Source organism: Fibrella aestuarina BUZ 2, assembly GCF_000331105.1.
In the GTDB taxonomy this organism is placed as follows: domain Bacteria; phylum Bacteroidota; class Bacteroidia; order Cytophagales; family Spirosomataceae; genus Fibrella; species Fibrella aestuarina.
This window is the reverse complement of sequence record NC_020054.1, coordinates 2,939,351-2,958,566: the sequence shown is the minus strand read 5'-3', so window position 1 is coordinate 2,958,566 and position 19,216 is coordinate 2,939,351. Positions and strand designations below refer to the sequence as shown.

At 57.6% G+C, this 19,216-nt stretch carries 14 protein-coding genes; 2 read left to right on the top strand and 12 right to left on the bottom strand.

What is annotated here, in order from left to right; genetic code table 11:
• Positions 1-10: 10 nt before the first annotated feature.
• From FAES_RS12030 to FAES_RS12010, 5 genes are read right to left on the bottom strand one after another with little or no spacing between them, the layout of a single operon-like run.
• On the bottom strand, positions 11-1,408 hold the full coding sequence (locus FAES_RS12030) for an FAD-dependent oxidoreductase (RefSeq protein WP_015331484.1): 1,398 nt from the start codon (positions 1,406-1,408) through the stop codon (positions 11-13).
• A 1-nt stretch (position 1,409) separates the two neighbouring features.
• Positions 1,410-2,303: a sugar phosphate isomerase/epimerase family protein gene (locus FAES_RS12025; RefSeq protein WP_148289527.1), complete on the bottom strand. Its 894-nt coding sequence runs from the start codon at positions 2,301-2,303 to the stop codon at positions 1,410-1,412.
• Entirely contained in the window at positions 2,303-3,130 is an 828-nt protein-coding gene (locus tag FAES_RS12020; RefSeq protein WP_015331482.1) for a sugar isomerase domain-containing protein, read from the bottom strand. The genes FAES_RS12025 and FAES_RS12020 overlap by 1 nt, the downstream gene beginning before the upstream one ends.
• Positions 3,127-4,023, bottom strand: a complete 897-nt coding sequence (locus FAES_RS12015; RefSeq protein ID WP_015331481.1) for an ROK family protein — start codon at positions 4,021-4,023, stop codon at positions 3,127-3,129. The genes FAES_RS12020 and FAES_RS12015 overlap by 4 nt, the downstream gene beginning before the upstream one ends.
• 58 nt (positions 4,024-4,081) lie before the next feature.
• Positions 4,082-4,870: an SDR family NAD(P)-dependent oxidoreductase gene (locus tag FAES_RS12010; RefSeq protein ID WP_015331480.1), complete on the bottom strand. Its 789-nt coding sequence runs from the start codon at positions 4,868-4,870 to the stop codon at positions 4,082-4,084.
• Positions 4,871-5,052: 182 nt separating this feature from the next.
• Between FAES_RS12010 and FAES_RS12005 the strand changes: the two genes are divergently transcribed.
• Complete coding sequence (locus FAES_RS12005; RefSeq protein WP_015331479.1) at positions 5,053-5,802, top strand: GntR family transcriptional regulator; 750 nt, start codon at positions 5,053-5,055, stop codon at positions 5,800-5,802.
• Positions 5,803-5,805: 3 nt separating this feature from the next.
• On the opposite strand, the gene FAES_RS12000 is transcribed toward FAES_RS12005, so the two are convergent.
• The 4 genes from FAES_RS12000 to FAES_RS11985 are packed head-to-tail and all read right to left on the bottom strand — an operon-like array spanning position 5,806 to position 11,297.
• Positions 5,806-6,723 carry an SIS domain-containing protein gene (locus FAES_RS12000; RefSeq protein WP_015331478.1) on the bottom strand — a complete coding sequence of 306 codons (918 nt, stop codon included), beginning with the start codon at positions 6,721-6,723 and terminating at the stop codon, positions 5,806-5,808.
• A gap of 12 nt (positions 6,724-6,735) precedes the next feature.
• Entirely contained in the window at positions 6,736-7,683 is a 948-nt protein-coding gene (locus tag FAES_RS11995) for a DMT family transporter (protein WP_015331477.1), read from the bottom strand.
• Positions 7,673-8,623, bottom strand: coding sequence for an ROK family protein (locus tag FAES_RS11990; RefSeq protein ID WP_015331476.1), 951 nt, complete (start codon positions 8,621-8,623; stop codon positions 7,673-7,675). The genes FAES_RS11995 and FAES_RS11990 overlap by 11 nt, the downstream gene beginning before the upstream one ends.
• Before the next feature lie 7 nt (positions 8,624-8,630).
• The gene (locus tag FAES_RS11985; protein ID WP_015331475.1) at positions 8,631-11,297 is read right to left on the bottom strand and encodes a glycosyl hydrolase-related protein; all 2,667 of its coding nucleotides are present in this window, start codon (positions 11,295-11,297) and stop codon (positions 8,631-8,633) included.
• A gap of 751 nt (positions 11,298-12,048) precedes the next feature.
• Here FAES_RS11985 and FAES_RS11980 point away from each other — a divergent pair.
• Complete coding sequence (locus FAES_RS11980) at positions 12,049-13,224, top strand: TlpA disulfide reductase family protein (RefSeq protein WP_158408774.1); 1,176 nt, start codon at positions 12,049-12,051, stop codon at positions 13,222-13,224.
• Positions 13,225-13,459: 235 nt separating this feature from the next.
• Here the strand turns inward: FAES_RS11980 and FAES_RS11975 are convergent, their stop codons facing one another.
• The 3 genes from FAES_RS11975 to FAES_RS11965 form a co-directional block, all read right to left on the bottom strand.
• On the bottom strand, positions 13,460-16,699 hold the full coding sequence (locus tag FAES_RS11975) for a TonB-dependent receptor (protein ID WP_015331473.1): 3,240 nt from the start codon (positions 16,697-16,699) through the stop codon (positions 13,460-13,462).
• 151 nt (positions 16,700-16,850) lie between these two features.
• On the bottom strand, positions 16,851-17,432 hold the full coding sequence (locus tag FAES_RS11970; RefSeq protein ID WP_015331471.1) for a Crp/Fnr family transcriptional regulator: 582 nt from the start codon (positions 17,430-17,432) through the stop codon (positions 16,851-16,853).
• A gap of 297 nt (positions 17,433-17,729) precedes the next feature.
• A complete protein-coding gene (locus FAES_RS11965) occupies positions 17,730-19,211 on the bottom strand; it encodes a calcineurin-like phosphoesterase C-terminal domain-containing protein (protein WP_015331470.1) in 1,482 nt (493 codons plus the stop codon).
• Positions 19,212-19,216 lie beyond the last annotated feature (5 nt).

Here is a 19,216-nt window from a genome sequence, read left to right as displayed (position 1 = left end):
GGCAGGCGGTTTACGAGTGGCTTTTCAGCCACTCAGGTACGTTGTTTTTCCAGCCATGCCGCGAGTTATCGGCTACGGCATCAGGTACGTCCAGCACCGCCCCAAGCGTGCGAAGCGTCTGCTGCAACTGACTAACAGTTAATGTGTTGGCTGCTTCGTCTTGCTGAATGGATTGCACCGCTGCCAGCCCGGCCGCCTGCCCCATCGACATGGTTTGCGCCATCGACCGGCACGACGCGTGGGCATCGTGGGTGGCCGAAAAACAGCGTCCAACGACCCAGACCGTCTGGCTTCCTTTGGGTACGATGGTGCCGTAGGGAACACCGTACACGCCCGGCCCCGGAATGTATTCCCAGTAGGTTTCATCCTGCCCGTCGGCCCCCTGCCGGTGGTCTTCGATTGGGGCGCCGCACAGAAAAATACGGTCGTCGGGGAGCCGTCCCGCCAGGCATTCGTCTTTGGTCAGGCGATGCTCGCCATAGACGCGCCGGGTTTCGCGAACGCCGATCTGGTGCGATAGCCCGATGATGTTCGACTGCGCAAAACCAGGCACTTCACTCCGAAAGAACGCTTCGTAAACAAACGCCTGCCGCCGTCCTTCGACTTCGGCTTTGGTCAGCTCCTCGGCGTTGAGCGCCGACAGCCCCGCCACTTTCACGGCCACCGTCGAGATACACTTTTGGGCGTTCATCTCGTGGGCCGACCCTTCTTTCCGGGGGAGCGGATGCCGCCCGGTCGTCACGGCCTCCTGCATCCGGCGCGCCAGCATCTTCTTCCCGCCCGCCTGTTCGTACTCGTCCAGCTCGACATTGCTCATTCGGAAGGTGGTCGTCATACTCTGGGCGGGTTCGTGTTCACCGGCCAGTTCATAGGCAAAGCCCGCCAGATGGCAGAAATCAGCATCGCCCGAGGCGTCGATCACCCGGCGGGCCAGTACTTTATGCATACCGCCTTTATTCCAGAAGACACAGATATACCGGTCGCTTTCGAGGGCCACGTCGATGAGCGTCGTGTGGAGCAGGTACCGAATACCCTGCTGCTGAATGAGTTGGTCCCAGACGAGTTTCAGGCGTTCGGGGTTGTAGTTCACACCGGTACCGGCCCCGTAGGTGTTCGGGCGCAGGAAGATATCGCCGGTCCGGTCGAGTGCATCGACGACCCGATCAGGCCAGCCGCCCACGATTTTTCGGGGTACGTTGCCGGGGGTAAAAAAGCCGTAGAACGTGTCGAGCATCTGGGTGGAGGTGCCGCCCGGAAAGCCGTAACGTTCCACCAGCATCACCGACAACCCTGTGCCTTGCCCGGCTGCCGCGAGCGCCGCCACGCAACCCGCCGACCCCGCGCCGATAACCAGTATATCGACCTCGGCCAGCAGCGGCACCAATTGATGATTGAGTAGCGAAGCCATACTAAATGCCGAAGTTCTTTTTTATCACGGCCCGGCTCATCTTCAGACTCTCACGAATGGGTCGGGTCGGTTTGAAACCGGCCGGAAAAGCCAGCTCAACGGTGAGGTCACCCGCGTAGCCAAGCTGTTTGAGCTGACGGGCAATGCCGCCCCAATCCATGATGCCCTCGCCCAGAGCTTCCGACCAGACGCCCGTCCAGCGGTGGTCGCGGAGGTGCATGTAGACCAGTTTATCGGCGTAGGTTTTCAGGAACGTAGGTACGTCGACTTTGGCCTGAAACAGCCAGTCGAGGTCCGGCCCCAGCTTGCTATCGGGCACACGTTGCAGCGTATTCTGAAGGTCGAACAGGCCATCGGCAACTTCGTAAGTGTGGTTGTGCAGGTTAGGCACCACCTTGTACTGGGCACAAATAGCCTGAATTTTTTGCAGCGTATCGGCCTGTACGTCGAACTCGTCGGGCGTCTTTTTGCGGCGGGCATCGCCCAAGGATAGACCGAGCACCCGGCCTTTCAACTGAGCAATGCGTTCGATGACCCTGCCCGCTTTGTCGACGTTTTCGGCCTGTTTGCTTTTGTCCCACATGGGCTGCCCAAGCGAGGCACCCATCAGCGATACGCCCGTTCGCCCAATCAGGTCGCCGATTTTGGCAACAGAATCAGGATGTTCCAGGGCTACGTGCATCAGTTCAACGGCCTCGAAACCAGCGTAGCTGATGTCGGCAAACACCTGATCGATGACCGGGAAGCAGTCGTAATTCGGCAGTTCGGAAGAGAATACCCACACATGCGCACCCAGCACCGGTTTGCGAGTCGGCGCGGGTACGTCGGCAAACGACGCGTGCTGAGCAAGGGCCAGCGAACCCGCCGCCGTTCCCAGAAATTGACGGCGATCCATCATGGTTGCTGCTGACTGACGCTCTCGGTTGACTCACTTACATACGAGGGCACACCCACGCGTTCATACAGTTTGGCCAGCCGGTGGGCGTGTTCATCGTAGGCGCTCTCGAAGAGGGATACGGCCCGTTCCGTGCCAACGACATTCCCCGCCGACAGTACGGTAGGAGGATGTCCGGCTTCGGTCAACAGTCGGGCTACTTCGGCCTTGATGCAGTTGACCAGCACGGCACCGCCAACCGTCGAACCAGGTGCCACGGGCGTATCCAGCCCCGGAATCGTCAGCATGGCGTCGCCAACGGGAGCGCCCGTATCGAGGATGAGGTCGGCGAAGTCGCTCAGTTTTTTGCCGTCCTGCCGTTTGCTGGTGCTGGCTTCGGCATGTTCTTTGGTGATGAGCGCTACCACCCGAATGCCGCGCTGCTGAAACAGCTCAGCCATTTCGATCGGCACCACGTTGCAGCCGCTCGACGAGATGACCAGCGCGCTGTCCTGTTCTGAGAGATCGAAGTTGCGCAGAATGCGGTCGGCGAGGCCAGGTACGTTCTCCAGGAACATGGCCTGCCGCTGTCCGTTGGCCCCGACCACGAGGTTATGGAACGAAAGCGACAGCTCGACGATGGGGTTGAAACCGGGGAACGAGCCATAGCGCGGCCACATTTCTTCCACCATGATCCGGCTGTGGCCGCTGCCGAAGAGGTGCACCATGCGCCCGGCCAGGATGGTCTGACTGAACCACTGAGCGGCTTGCTGAATGGCGTCGGCCTGCTGTTCGATGGTCGTCAGCAGGGCGCGGGAGCGGTTAATGTACTCGATTGTAGGGTTCATATGGTTTGTTCGTGGGGTAGAAAAGCAGCCGCACCGATGGCACCGGACCAATCGTCGAAGTGGGCTTTTCGGATGATCGTTTTTTTACCGGCGGGTCGCCATTCAAATAAGTCTATAAAGGTTTCGAGCGGTGTCAGCAGGGCCGTGTCGGCCTGCATGATGCCGCCGCCCAGTACCACCACTTCGGGCGAAAACGCATTGGCCAGTGAGGCAATTGCTACGGCCAGATGGCGAATGGACGTCAGCCAGACGAGTGCTGCCAGCGGTTCGCCCTGCTGATACCCGGCCACCAGCTCGTGGGTGCTGTGGTAGCGGCCAAACGAGCGTCTGCCAACCGTCACGTTGCCGATGGCATCTTCCAGACTGCCGGGTACGTTGGTAATGTCGGGTTGGCTGCTATCGGCGTTGACGGTGATGTGGCCCAGATGCCCCGCCATCTGGTAGAAACCCTGGTAGAGCTGTCCGTTGAGTAGTAGCCCGCCCCCGACGCCCGTTCCGAGGGTCAGCATCAGCCCGTGCTGACTGCCTGCCAGTGCCCCAAAGCGGGCTTCGGCCATCAGGGCGGCGTGGGCATCGTTGAGTACCCGGACGGGCCTACCCAGATAGGCCGACCAGTCGAGCCCTTCCAGCCCCTGAAGGCGACCCGGCATGCAGGCAATGGCCCGGTTGTCGGGCGTGGGCAGGCCCGGTGCCGACAGGCCAATGCCCTGAATAGGCTCGGTTGCCTGGCGGGTCAGCGCCTGTGCGGTTTCGGCGACGGCCGACTGCCAGTTTGCCCCATTTTCGTCACCGGTTGGGGTAACCAATTGATGGATGACCGCGCCCGTAGCCGGGTCGATCAGGACACCTTTGATCCGGGTTCCGCCTAAATCGATGCCTATTGCCTGACTCAAGTTGGTTGTGGGTTTATCAGTGATTGATTGCGGGACACGAATCGGTTAGGGCTAGCACTTACAACTGCCCTTCGCTGACGCTCCAGCCTCCGTCGACCGACAGGATCTGACCGGTGGCAAAGGCTGAGGCGTCGGAGAGAAAGTAGACCGCCGCGCCGTCGAGGTCGGCGGGTTGGCCAATGCGCCCGCCTGCCAGCGGTTGTTTGGTCTGGATAAACGACAGGATGGTATCGTCCTGAGCGGCCCGCTGCGCCATGGGTGTTTCCACCAGCGCCGGGGCGAGCACGTTTACGCGGATGTTGTCTTTGGCGTAATAGGCGGCTATCGACTTTGTAAAGCCGATCACGGCCGATTTGGTGGCGGCGTAGGCGTGTGTGGCGAAATAAGCCGGCGATGGCGAGTAACCCAGCACCGAGCCCATATTCAGAATGCTCCCGCCGGTTCCCTGCGCCATAAACGCCTGAATTGCCGCCTGATTCGACAGCATGAGCGAGGTCAGGTTCAGGGAGAACGTATAGTTCCATCCGTCGAGCGTCAGCTCGTGCAACGGCCCGTCGCCGAAGCGCCGCCCACTGCCGCCCGCTACGTGGTAAAGCCCATCGAAACCGCCGAAAATTGACTGGCAGAGGTTGATGGCTTTTACCGCCGTTTGGGGGTCGGTGGCGTCTCCGGTAATGGCCAGCCCCTTCCCATTGAGCAGCCGTTCGGCCTCAGCACAGTGTTCGGGATTACGCCCCACTACCACTACCTGCGCCCCTTCGTTTACAAACGCTTTGGCCGCCGAAAGCCCCAGGCCCGTTGTGCCGCCAATAACGACGATCCGTTTATCCGTTAACCACTGACTCATACGCTCTCTTCAATTCTGAAATCGAATGTACTAGACAGCCATGAATAAACACAAAACTTATTATAATAAGTTGTAGAAAAATTAATTAAAAATTTGATTGTGAGAAGGATAAATATCAAGTTTTACTACATAGTCTTATAAGTTTACAGCACTATTAGCCAGCGTGTATCTTTACCGACACTATGGCTGACCAACCGAATCGCATTCCCCAATACCAGCATCTGTATGAAGCGCTCCGGCAGGATATTATCCGGGGCGTGTTCAAAGCGGGAGATTTATTGCCTTCCGAAAGTGTGCTTCAGCAACAGTACCGACTGACGCAACCGACGATTCGGCAGGCGCTGTCGCTGCTGGTGCAGGAGGGCTACATCAAAAAACATCAGGGGAAAGGAAGCATAGTGCAGTCGATTCCGATTGGGCTGGGCGTCATGTCGTTGAAAACGCATACGGTGCAGGCCGATGACAAATCCGCAGCACCCGATGACCTGCCAGCCGACCTGATCACAACGACGATCCTGGCCAAACCCACGCTTTGTCCGTTTCCAGACGATATGCTGTTTTTTCCTGCCGGTGAACAGCCCGACACAACCTACTATTGTCTGGAACGGTTGCGGTCGGTTGATGGCACGCCAGTCTTTTCTGAAAAGCTGATCCTGCCGAATCGGTACGTACCCAATCTGGCCCGTCAACGGATGGAGAACCGTTCGTTTTTTGACCTGCTGCGGACAAAATACGGACTCGTCGTTACGGGCGGCGAGCAGAAAATTCAGGCGCTTCCTGCCAGCCTGGCTATAGCCGAGCGACTACAGGTGGCCCCCGGTAGCCCGGTCCTACGGCTCGAAAAACGGGTCGATACCAACAAGAGCGATTTCAGCTTTTTCTCGCTCCTCTTCGCCCGTACCGACCAATTTCTGTTGCAGGGGCGCTTTTGACGGTTAGTCGGCTTCCGTGACTTTACCGCCGACCACAAATGTTTCGCCGATGCCCAGTTTTTCGGCCATGTAGTAAGCCGCGAAGTTGAACGGCACGATGGTATGCAGGACCGAAAAGGGCTCCTCAACGTCGGTCTCGACCGTAAATACATGCGCCCCCGCTTTCGCGATCGTCTCCGACAGGCGCCGGGTACGTTCGTAAGCCGGTCCTTTCGTCAGGATCTGGATGACGATACTGTTCTGGGCGGTTTCTTTGGGGCCGTGGTCGTACTGCGCCATGGGCAGGCCGTGAAAATTCAGCTTCGTGCTTTCGCTCAAGATCAGCGCCGCCTCGTAGGCCGTACCGATGTTGGGCCCGCTGCCCGTCACGTACATGCCGTGAATGGGGTACTGATTGCGCACGGCCAGTAGCTGATCGGCGAGCTGTTGGCCCTGCTGCCGGTACTGCTCAAACCGGTCGGCCAGCAACGCCACCGCTGATTGGGGGTCAAAACCAAACCCTTTAAACAGGGTCAAGAGCGTGTTTACGTAGGTTTTTGAGGAGGAATAATGCTCGTCGCCCGCCCCAATAGGCACGACACGCGCTACGTTGGGGGCTGTACACAGGTCGCTGTCAGTGTAGTTGGACACTGCCACATACTGCTCGAACAGCTCGCGGCACCACAGCACCTCACTGCTGCGCCCCGACTGCGACAGCAGCACGGCCAGCGGCACTTTTTTACCCTTCGCCAGATAATAATAGTACTCCGAGGCTAGCTCCGGGTTGATGGGCACGCCTATGTACTTGAAGGCCAGCGGCGCGAAGTACGACGAGCCCATGCCCAGGTACGTTACGTGCAGCGGCAAGGCGTCAACCGGCGTGTTCAACGCGTCGATGGCGCGGGCGGGTATCTCTAAAATTTCGTTCAGTACAGGGTTCATCTCCAAACAAAGCTATTGCATTGATGCGTTTTCAAGGGGTTCGGGCTGTGGTTTAGGCGTCTCGTACGATAGCGTCAGGGCACCCACTATGGCCAGCCCAATGCCCAGCGACTCGATGAGCGACAGGTGCTCATTCAGAAAAACAAGGGCCAGTCCAATGGTAAAAACGGGCTGAAGGGTACCGGCAATAGTGGTTACTTTCGAGGCTTTTCCTTCAGCGCTGTAGGCGGCAAAACTAGCCAAAACGCCCAGCCCATTGAGCATACCCGCCAGCGAACCGAGGCCCAGCGTTTTAGCCGACAGCCCGAGATCGACGAGGCCAAACGCCATGAACAGCAGCGCAATACCCACCGACGAGACGATGAAGCTGACGTACGACCATTCGGCCGAGATATGATTGGTCGTTTCTTTCTGGGCGGCGCTGAACACGCCCCAGAAAAATAGGGCAACGAGTGCATAGAGCAGCCACCGACGGTCGGCTCCGGCATTGAGGCCGATGGTTTGGAAGAAGGCCGCCGGGTCATCGAACAGCAGCGATTCGCCCGATAGCAACAGCACCGCAGGAATGGCCAGCAGGATACCGATTGCGTTGATCCAGTTCAGTTTTTCCTTGAACACCAGCAGGGCGATGCCGATCGTGACCAGGGGGTAGAGGTTTGTAACGGGGATGACAATGGCAGCTAAACCGCCCGCCGTAAACGACTGGTAAACCGCCACATTGCCAATCACAGCGAGCACACCTGCCACCAGTCCCCAAATGATCCCTTTCCGGTTGGGCTGGGTACGTTTGACCTTGTTAAGAATCAGTGGCAGCGTAAACAGCATACCGATGCTAAACAGCAGGTGATTGGTAAACGGGCTGACCTGATCGGAAATAAGCTTGGCCACCACGCCCCAGGTTCCCCAGAAAAACGCTGCCGCTATTGAATAGACAATCCAGTTGTCAGGTTTAGCTTTCATTGGGTAAGGGGGCTAGTCGTTCGGGTTTAAACAGCAGGGCACTGCCCACAATGCCCGCCTTCTCTTCCAGGTCAGAAATGGTCACGCGGGTTTTATACGCTTTGTATGGGCTCAGTAAACGGGCGTTGTGCAGCCTGTCGGTTTCGCCCGTAAGGCCCTTGGCCATGCCGCCTCCCAGCACTATGATGTCGGGGGCATATAGGTTTACGTAGTTGTCGATCCCCGTTTGCAGGTAGCCGATGTACTCGTCCACAATGGCCCCAGCGAGAGGATTGCCCGCTTTTTTCTGGTTGAAAATCGTCTCGGCCGTTGGTGGCAAACCCGCCTGCTCCGGCGACCAGCCCAGCCGGTTCGCGATACGCAGCAGACCGGCCGATGATACCAGCGACTCCAGACAGCCCGTTTTGCCACAGTAGCAAACCGTATCGTTGGTGGTGATGGTCAGGTGGCCGCCCATGTGAGCATAGGGCAGCGGACCATCGAGCCTGCCATCGACCGTAAGACCCAGCCCAAGGCCCGTGCCCAGCGTTAAGACCAAAACACGGCTAAACCTCTCCCCCTGGCCAAATGTCGCCTCGCCCAGTGCAACCACGCGGGCGTCGTTGTCGAGCAAACAGGGCAGCCCGTGTCGCTCCTGAATATAGCTGGCTAGCGGATAATCCTCCATGAATTCGAGAAAGCCGTACGTGGAGTCTACGACACCGTTGGCAAACACAAAGCCCGGCACACCGATGCCCACCCCCGCCAGTTGGGTAAGTTCGGCAATGGCTTTGTCTTTGAGCTGGCTGATGGCAGTACCGATCCGTTGCAGAAACTGCTCCCCGTTTTTGGTTTCGGTGGGCGTAACGAGCATGGCGTCGACCACACCGCTGGCCAGGTCGACCAGCCCGATTTTTGTCCGGGTGCCCCCAATGTCTATACCGATCGCCAGTGTTTTCAAGAGTCAATCAGTTTGTGAGCAGGAGACGATACGTATTGAGTTGCGTTGGCCTGAACCGGAGCTGCAACTGCCTGCCTGTTGGTGTTAACAGGCGTTCATTGGTTTCGATATGCGACGTTTGCCAGGCCTTACCGATCGGGCTGGATGCCGTCAGCCGGGCGGTGGTGGCCTGTCCGGGTACGTTCCAGAGGCGGGTAATCAGCCCCTGCCCGATGCCGTCTTCGCTGGGTTTTACGCCCCAGAGTAGCACTTTGGGGTCGCTGATTTTTAACAGCGAAAACGTTAGGGCTGGGTACGTGTCTGCCGTGCCGGTGACGAGCCCGGTCACGAGTGGGTTCTGATGTTCGAGCGAAAATCTCAACGCGTTGACCGGGTCAAAACTGCTTGCATGGGTAGTGAGTGCGAATTGGTACAGAAAGCCCGTTTCGCCGTTTTGTCCCCGAATACCCAACGCGCCTTTGTCTTCGCGCTTGGTATCGACCTGCCCCCCGGCCAGTGCATGAAGTTGTGGCGAGCTACCCCACAGGGAATCGATAGTGCTCTGGCCAAGCTTGAAGAAGCTGCAATCGACGTTGGAGAGCGTAATCCCGTACGCGGCCCGACCGTACGCGGCCCGACCGTACGTAGGTTCGCTCAGGTCAGCAAAGTGGTTGAACGTTTGCCAGTCGAGTCGGGCGTTCTGGGCGGCGTAGTGCCCCCCCTGCGTCTCCTTTTTGGCCGTCAGAATAGCGCCCAGCTCTTCGTGGTGCGTTGTCGGGTTGGTCAGGCTGAACGAAAAGGTCCACGTTTTTACGTCTTTGAAATTGGCCTGAAGGCTGTCTTCGATCTCGATGCGGGACGGACCCGCTCCGGCGTTGCGGCCGCTGACAAACAGGGTTACCCGCACCGTGTGGGGTATGGGAAGCGGCGAAACCGCTTTCAGCGTGACCGACACCGGCCCCACGTTTTCGGCAACGACGGGACTGCCCGCGTTGACGTCCCCCACGCCCAGATCGTTCGCGTATTTGCCGTCGAGGGGCTTTACCAGTTGTCGCCCGTTGGCCTTACGATCCTGAATGTCCGTAATAGCGCCCGATGGGCTGAGCCGCAGTCGGTAATCGCTGTTGGTGATGTACTCGCCCGAAACCGTCGCGGCGACAGGCCGGGTGGCGGGCGTTCCGGGCGTTAGCTCAAACACTTTGTAGCCAACCGACGGGATGTTTTCGGCCCAGATGCGCAAAAACCGACGCCCGCCTTTGGTGATTAGCTGACTGGCTACTTCCTGCTTCGTCGACGCATCGATGATCCGAACCGGGTACGTACCTGTGTAAGCCAGATCGGCAACGTCGGTACGGGTCCAGCCAAGGGGGTTGAAGACGAAGAATCGTGGATTCGCTGCTCGTTTGAGTTGAGCACCCAACGCGTCGACGGAGCGCCTGAACAGTGAATCGACGTAGCTGGTGATCTGTCGCTGAATCTTGTTTTGCCAGGTGGCCCGGACCGGCTGTTTCACGGGCCCGTCGGCGGTCCAGTTGTGTTCCCAGTACATCCCAAATGACTCCCAGGCCAGGTCTCGGGCGGGGGTAAGCTGACGGGCGAAACCGGGGTTCTTTAGCGCCACCAGTGAGGCAAGCGCCTCTGCCGCCCGCAGCTTCTCGGTCGACCGACGTACCCGCGCGGTGGTTTCGTTCATCGACGCACAGTACAGGTCCCATTCGTTGCCGTAGCTTACCGATTCGGCCGCGAGGTTGGGGTAGCTGCGGGCTACGTCGTCAAAGAAATCTTCTTCGTTCGATACCCGTACTTTTCGAGTGGCGTTGGTGGCGTTGCGGGCGGCCTGGATAAACGGGTTTGAGACGTACGTTTCCAGATCGTCCCAGCCGTAGCCAAACGCCCCCGCTACCCTGAACGGGTACGTTGATGTGGGGGAGACCGTGTCGCACAAGGCATCCAGTTTGGCAATAACCCGGCTGATTTCTTCGGTCTGACTGACACCCGCAGGCCTCTTTTTCGGAAACAGTCGGCATTCGGCATAGCCCCCGAGCGGGGCGGCTGTTTTTTCGTTGTACGTATACCATTTCATCAGCACGCCCGACCCGTCGAGACCGGCGTAGCGGTAGAGTTGGTGGCGGCGGTTGTCGCGGTATTCGTAGGTCATCTGACTGCCGTAACCACCAATGCCCTTATAGCTGTATTTAGCGCCCGACCCTGCCCAGAGTGCGCTCAGACCCAGCGGGATGGTGTTGTTTTCCATCGTCTGCGCCAGTCTGAACCGAAGGCTATGGGTACGTTCCAGACTACCGGCGTAATACATCCCGCGCAGTACGGCTTCCGTCGGTTGTGCGCCGTAGGTGTTTACCAGCGTATTGAGCGGGCTGCTGATATGCCCTGATTTGATGGCAGCGATCAGCCGACCGAACTGGGCTGGCGAGCGGAACTTCTGGTATGCCCGCAGCCAGTAGCTCCCGTCGCAGTTGAAGCGCGCCTGAAAGTCGGCGGGGCTATTGCGGGTCGAGTCGATCTGGTGCAGGTAGAAGTCGAGCATGTGCACAAACGCCGAGTCATACGTGGCTTCATTCGCCGTCCACATGTAATCGGTATGGTCGTCGTTGGCGATGTATAGACGGTTGACAGGCTGAGCCTCTAATGCTGAACAAGCCACCATTAACAGAAGAAACAGGTACCTTTTTTTCATGAAGTTCACTGGAGCTGTAGCTGTTTGCAGATTTCGGATCGAATACTATCTCAGCGTTACCCGCCCTAGGTATGCGTTTGTAAAACAGGGCAGTTTCTACTTTTTCCCTGTTTGGCAAGCTTAACTTCTTGTATGTATCAGAGTAATTCCGTTTTCGCTCGACTGCTTGATATCCTGCAACTGGGGACCAAGGTAGCCTCGGCACATATCGGTCATTGTTGCCGTGATAACAGTTTGCAGCTGAGCGGGGCGCTACAGCTGGCTTAGCTCAGTCTGTTGCATTCTTGTACGCCCCCGCGGCTTACTGGGCACCTCCGGCTGCGTTGACGGCTGCCTGCTGTTCGCTTGAGGAGCAAATCGTAAGTGGCATCACGCCACAAAATAGAACGTGATGAAAACGAAGTGGGCGGCTACTTTCACGTAAATTCCTTTTCCGCCCGATCTATATACTTCTCCAACGCAATACCCATCTGCTACTGGGCTCAAACCACTTACTCAGCAAGGGTTTTTGTTGTCACCTTTAGCCTATATAGCTATGCAATACAACGACGGGGTTCTAATTTAATCATGGAGCAACTGCCGTGCATAAGAATAACTTGGTTGACCTCGCACCGCAAAGCCATGTCGATACAAGTTAAATAAACAAGTCTGTTTGCTTTTAAAACAAAATAGACGACTTACATATTGGGGGGGGGGCATCTTTTCGGCACGCTCGGCTCAAACTCCCTGATCAACCTTACTACCTGCCATGATGAAAAAGAGTATTGGAGTTGGGTTGCTTCTCTTGACGCTAAGTGCCTCAGCGCAAACGACCCCATTTGTCCTTCACGGGCGGCTCGATCAGTCACCGGCTAAATGGATCTATCTGAAGTACGTCGACCGTACTGGTGAAGAAAAGCTCGATAGCGCTCAGATCACCCAAGGCGCCTTTATATTCACAGGACAACTGAGCCAACCCACCAAAGCTCTTATCAAGACCAATCGGACGATCATTCCTGATGAAGAGAATCTGAATATTGCCCTGATTTTCCTGGAGCCGACCACCATGCAGGTAAAGGCAGTCCACAATCAATTTAGAAGCCTCACCCTGAAGGGGTCGAAAACCCACGATGAGTTCAATCGGTTAACTGCACTTCACGCGCCATACCTGAAACAGTACTTTTCGCTTCGGGAACGTTCAGCCCAACTGGCCAAGCAGAGTCCCCAAACCGGCGATGGCGATAGCCGACAGAGCCAGCAAGATTCGATCAATCAGGCAATTGTAGCCAACGCTGTGGCCAAGCGGTTGGTCAGTTATCGTTTTATAGAGGATAATCCTAATTCCTGGGCCAGCGCTTATGAACTGGACTTTTTTAAATCGACCTGGCCCGTTGATTCCGTTCGTCGGCTCTATGGTCGTTTGAATCCCAACATTCAGGAGAGCCTTATTGGACAGCGTATCGCGGAAAAAATCACCATGCTTGACCAAGCCAATACGGCCGTTGGAACCATAGCGGCTGATTTTTCGGCCATCGACGCAAGTGGACACCCAATCCGGCTAGCTGATTACAAAGGCCGCTACGTATTACTGGATTTTTGGGGTAGCTGGTGCGCTCCCTGCCGGGCTGGCAACCCGCATTTGCGGAAGCTGTATCAGGCCTATCGCCAGAAAGGAATCGAGTTTATTGGTATTGCCTGCGAGGATAAGCCTGTAGCCTGGCGAACAGCCATTGAAAAAGATAGCATTGGCGTTTGGAAACACATTCTGGATACAGAGATGAAAGGAGACAGGGTGGTTGGTAGTCAGAAGAGCATTGCCAGAAAGTATGCCGTCGATTCGTTTCCGACTAAGGTCTTAATCGACCCCAAAGGAGTTATCGTTGGTCGGTACAATGGTGGAAACGACAGTCAGTTGGATGAGAAGCTCAAAGACGTTTTAGGCAACTGATCGCTGTGATTTAATTGAGCTTATCAGGCCGTCAACTTTAGCTTGTTCCGGACCAACCTTTCTACTATAACTCTTTAAGAGGGTCTTTACCATCGCCCCCCTCTGTTGGTCATCACCAGACCACTTGTGTGGGTTATGCAATGCCCTTCGTCTACTTCTTAGCAACAAACACAAACGGCCGCTACGGAATAAGCTTATTCCGTAGCGGCCGTTGGGCCATACCTTTACGTATTCACTAGAACGAATACCGGGCCCCTAGCTGTACCGAATAGGGCGTGCCCTGTTTCTGGGTAGTACCCACGTTTTCGTTGACGCGGTAAGTGTACTGCCGCGTGGTGGCGTTGAAGCCCGTGGGCGTCAGCAGCGTCTGGTTGACCAGGTTAAAGTTGCCGCCCCAGTTGCGCCGTGAGGTCGCTTCGGCACCGCGGGTGGTAACCCCGTCGAGTACCTGACCGAGCAGGTTGGCGAAATTGAACACGTCGACACTGAGGGCCAGTTGCTGTTTGTTGAACGTACGGAACGTCTTGGCCAGCCGCACATCGAAGGTGCCGTAGAAGCCGTTTTCGCCGCCGTTCCGGTCGAAGATTTTGCCGATGCTGTTGCGGATCGCGCCAGCAGCCAGGTTGTCGGGGTTGTCGAGCACCTTCTGCATCGACGTCCGGATGCTTTGCGGCACTTCGGGGTTGTTGGGGTCGAATACAAAGGCGAGGTCGTTGTCGGTACCGGGGCCACCCACAAAATCGCCGTTGATATCGCCGTCAACCACCAGCGAGTAGCGCGAACCACCCATACCCGTAAACCGCACGCTCAGCACGATCCCCGCTACCGACGGTGACGACCCGAAGGCGACCAGCTTATGCCGGAACTGATTGTCAGAATAGTTGATGTCAGACAGGTCGCGCGGGTCGCTCTTGATGGGCCGGAACGTCGACGTATTGGCCACGTTGCCGTTGTACGACGTATTATCGCGGGCGTCGTTCCAGGTATAGCTGAAGGCCAGCGACCCATTGCGCGGCAGGCGAATTTCCCCGTCGAGCACAAACGTCAGCGTTTGTAGTTTCGCGCCGTTGGTGAGCATCAGCGTCCGGCCCACGGCCTGCGTCTTACGGCCCAGCACGTTGTTGGTCTGCCCGCTGTTGGTGGCAATCGTATTGGCCGGTACGAATACGCCCCGGTTGGCTTCGTTGGCCAGCGTGAAATACGGCTGATCGACCAGATTCCGATCAAGATAGACGTAGTTGTTGACCGTTTTCGCGTAGAGCAGGTTGGCCCCGATCCGCACGTTGTCGCTGAAGAAGTGGTTGTACGACACGTTGGCTTTGTAGATCGTCGGCACCTGGAAGTTCGGATCGTTCAGGTTGATCGTCGACACATAGCTGGCTCCGGCGGGAATACCCGGTGCCGTGCTGGGGTCGTTGCGGTACGACACAAAATCCGGCCGCGGCACCAGATTCGGCTGGCTGGCGTTAGTCGGGCGCGTCACGTCGATCGACGCTACTTTGGTGCCGCTGTTCTGGATGTTGTTCACCTGCGCGTAGTTGATGACATAGGCCGAGAATGCCCCCGCCCCTACCCGGATGATGTCGCGGTTTTTGTTGCCGGGGTTCCAGGTCAATTGCACGCGAGGCTGAATGTTGTTCCAGTCGGTCGGGTTGGCGTCGGTACGCAGGCCAAGCTCGCGCTCAACAACCGAGTTGTAGTCGCCTTTGGTCAGGTAGCTCGTCAGGTCCCAGCGCAGACCCGCCTGTAGGTCCATGTCGGCCCGAGGTTTAAACTGGACCTGCCCAAACAGCGACGCGTTCAGCACGTACTGCTGCACCGACGGAATGCCGTTGATGGGCACTTCGCGGGCGTAGCGCGAGGGGTTCAGGTTGGCAAAATCGCGCATGTTGTTGAAGATAAACCGACCGTTCTGCTCGTTGGAAATGTACGTATCCAGGTACGTTAGCGTGTTATCGGTACCAAACGTAACGTTGTAGCGGTCCTTGTTCAGATATAGTGTGTTGACCAGTTGAAGCTGGTTTTCGAGGTTGCGCTCCGGCGTGAACCGCTGCCCGCCCAACTGCACCGACGTACTCGAGTTGCGCCCGTTTGGCAGTATCGAGTTGACCGTGACAATAGCCCGGGGAATGTTGGCCGAGGGAAGCTGGCTGTTGGCCTCGTAGTTGCGCGTCGCGGTCTGATACTGCACCTTCAGTTCGTTGATCAGCGTTGGCTTAAACGTGGACCGAAGCGAGAGCAGCGTGCTGTTTTCCAGCGATTTGAACCCGCCATACACCTCAAACAGGTTGATCGACGAGTTGTCGTTGTTGCTGTTGGGGTTGTTCCAGTTGCTGAAATTGTTGCGCAGCGTCAGCGTGTGCTTGGCATTCAACTGCCAGTCGAGGCGAGTAAACAGCGTATTGGCCACCGTCTCGCGGCTGAATTCGCCCACCTGCTGCGTGTTGCTCAGGCCGTATTTTTGGCGACCAATCGTAATCACACTGTCGAGCACCGCCTTGCTGATACCCAGCGCGTTGGCATCAGCGTCGGTGCGGATATCGGCGATGTAAAACGGAGCCGATTCGGTTTGCCGGTCGAGCGCCACGAAGTAGTGCAGTTTGTCTTTGATGATCGGTCCGCCCAACGAAAACCCGTACTGAAAGCGGGTAAAATTGGCCGTACGGACATTGCCCCGAATATCGCGCGGGCTCGACAGGCCGTCGGCATTATAATACGTAAAAGCGGTGCCGGTCACGGTGTTGGTGCCCGATTTGGTCACCGCGCTGACCGTACCGCCGCCTTGCCGCCCTTTCGTAACGTCGTACTCATTGGCGACGATCTCAAACTCGCGGATGGCTTCGAGCGAGAGCGAAAAAGGCCCGCTGCCCAGCGCCCCGCTCGTCAGGTTATTCCGCGCACTGGCTCCGTCGATAAGGAAGTTGGTGGAGGAGGCGAGTTGCCCGCCAATGCTGGTGCCGTTGCTCAGCGGCGACAGAGCCAGCAGGTTGGTGAAGCTGCGGTTGAATACGGGCAGCTTGGCGATGTTGTCGGCGGTAATGGCGGTCGAAGCCCCCAGCCGGTCGGTCCGGTTTTTCAGGCTGCTGGCTGCCACGACCACTTCCTGCAATTGCTGGTCGGTTTCGCTCATCGTCGCGTTGACGGTGACGCGGTCGGCTTGATTGAGCTGGTAACCGGTCTGACTCTGGGGCGTGTAGCCGACGTACGAAAACGTGATCGTATACGGCCCGCCCAGCGGCAGCTGCTGCATCGAGAACCGGCCGTCGGCACCCGTCGCTGTGCCGGTTTTAAACCCGGTCGCTTCGTTGCGAAGCTGCACCGTAACGCCCGGTAGTACTTGGCCGGCCTTATCGCGGACGGTACCCGTCACGGTGGCGTCGGTTGCCTGCCCCCAGGCGATGCTTGTCAGCAGCAGCGCAAACAGGGCGGCAACGTACCTGACGGAGGTAAAAAAGAAAGGAGACTGTTGGTTCATGACATGGAATCGGATGTACTGAAGCCACAAATCTCCCCCTGCCCTCCTCGCCGCAGCTGTTACATTTTAACACCCCGGCCATTCTTAATAAAGCAGTAAAAAAGGGCGGCCTGTTGGTAAACTTGGGGTAACAGCACCGCCACGATTTTCGTCACATCGCCAGCACCAGTCGGTGCTTCAGCTTGCGCGAAACGGTTTGCCGCGTGGCCCCAACAAGATCACCCACCTCCTGCAACGAGAGCAGATCGAAGGGGCGGTGCAGGTGATAGTGGGCATCGGTAACTCGGGCCGAGTACTGCTCTTCCAGGAAACGAATGCGCCCATCGACGGGTACGCTGCTTCGATGCAGCAGCCTCGTTTCGGCCCGATGCCAGCGCCGGACGAGCGTTTGCTGAAACCAGTCGGCCAGCACGGGGTCCAGGCGAACGGCCCGCCGGAACGCGGTGCGGTCGATCGCCAGCACCGACAGCGGCGTAGCGGCCTGGGCAAACTCAAAAAACTCGGCATCGTCGATGTAATCCAGATCGCCGAACAGCTCGCCCGGTTGCAGCAGGTCGTAGAGGATTCGTTCACCCGACGCCCCCAGGCTACCGATCTTAACCAGGCCTTTCTCGATCAGGTAGAGGCGCGCGTCGGCGTCAGCGGGCTGGTACACGTAGCTCCCCATGTCGAGCAGTTGGCGGGTCCAGGCCTGTGGACACAGTTCGATCAGGTGGTCAATGATAGCGTGCATACGTTGAGGAACGAACTGTATCTGTTGAGTCGTGAATTCCCGTTGAAGGCACCGGGTAACCACCAAAATTCGTTCTACCGGGGCGATCCGGCAACGATGCGTTGTTATCAAATCGTGAAGCGGCCCTACCGCTGCGGCTCCGGCGTCGGCAGTTCATGGCGCGCAGGGTCGCGGCACCACCGAGAGCCATACCATGGGGTCAAGTGGCATCCCTATGAAACGGAAACAGGGTCAGCCAGGGCGATAGATATCATCACCTCGGCTGACCCTGGGTTGTGCGTCAGTACAGTACGGCTCTTACACCAGTGGCATCCGTTCCGTGTACACTGTACCGAAGCGGTCGGTCGCCCGAACGGTGATTTCCCGGGCGTTGGCCGACGGGCTGATGAAGAACAGGTGATCGGTCAGCGTCGGATCGACAAACTTGTGTTTTTTGGGTAGTTGCGGCCCGGCGTACAACTCCACGGCCCAGGGGTCGAGCGCCACCTGCGGCGCCAACTGGCCTTTGAGTACGCCATCTTCCAGCCATTCAATTTTCCATTTGGGATCCCAGTTCCAAACGTTCACGGCCAGTTGATCGGGCGCTTCTTTCACTCGCCCTTTTTCGTAGATACGTACCTGATGCGTACGCGGCTTCCCCGTCGATTTGTAATACCAGCGAATGTCGCCCCCATCTACTTCATAGACGCCGTAGCCGCTGGGCGTGCCATCGCTGCAAATGGGGCCCGTCCACCAGGCGCCGCAAACCGTACCGTGCACGTGCTCGATGACGTTGTCGGCCTCCCACTTCTCGTTGACGTGGGTGTGGCCCGACATGATGTGCGTCTTAAACGGCTTCAGCAACTGATACAGCTGGTTCCGATTCGACACCGACCCGCCCAGTTCATCATCTTTCAACTTATTGCGCCGGGCATGACCCGTCTGCGTCGGAATGTGCAGGCTAACGACCACCGTCGAGCCGGGTTTTACCAGAGCCAGGTCCTGTTCGAGCCAGTGCAGTTGGTTTTCGGTGAGGTAGCCAATGTACTTTTTCGCCGTGCCGATGAAGAACACGTCGTCGAGCATCACATAGTGCACCTGCCCCCGGTTGAAGGAATAATACGTCGGGCCAAACTGCTGCTTGAAGGTCCGGGCTGAGTAGTCGTCGGTGCGGGCGTCTAGATCAAGATCGTGGTTCCCAATGACGTTGAAAAATGGAATCCCGGTCGAGCCGATGGCTTCCTTGTAGTCGGCATACAGGTCAAAATGATCCCAGACGAGGTCGCCGCAGCCAATGCCGTGAAAGAGCGATCCCGCTGGGTACGTTGCCACCAGTTCGTGCAGATCGGGGGCCGACTCCGCCTTGAGCTGTTCGGCGTCTTTTTTGGAAATCATCTGGGTGTCAGCCCAGACCACAAACTGATGCCGGGTATCGTCGACCGGGAGTTTGTCCAGCGTAAAATTGGCGGTGACAGTTCCGGTTTTGGCCGTGATGGGCTGAAAAAAACGCGCCGTGCCGTTGTCGTGCGGGAATGCGTAGCCCGAGGGCAGGCTGATGTAGACAAACTCGGCACCGGTCGCGGCGGTCAGTTGATACGCCCCGTTCTTGTCGGTTTTCGTCACGGTGTAGCCATCCGTCACGGCGACGTTGGCGAGGCCTTTACCGGCCGATACCACCCGACCGGTCAGGCGGGTGCCGGCTTCGGCCGGTACGTTGGGTTGGGCGATGGCGACCGGGGCCGACGAGAGTGCCGCCCCGGACCAGCCGATCTGCTTTAAGAAAGTACGTCGATTGAGCATGGTTT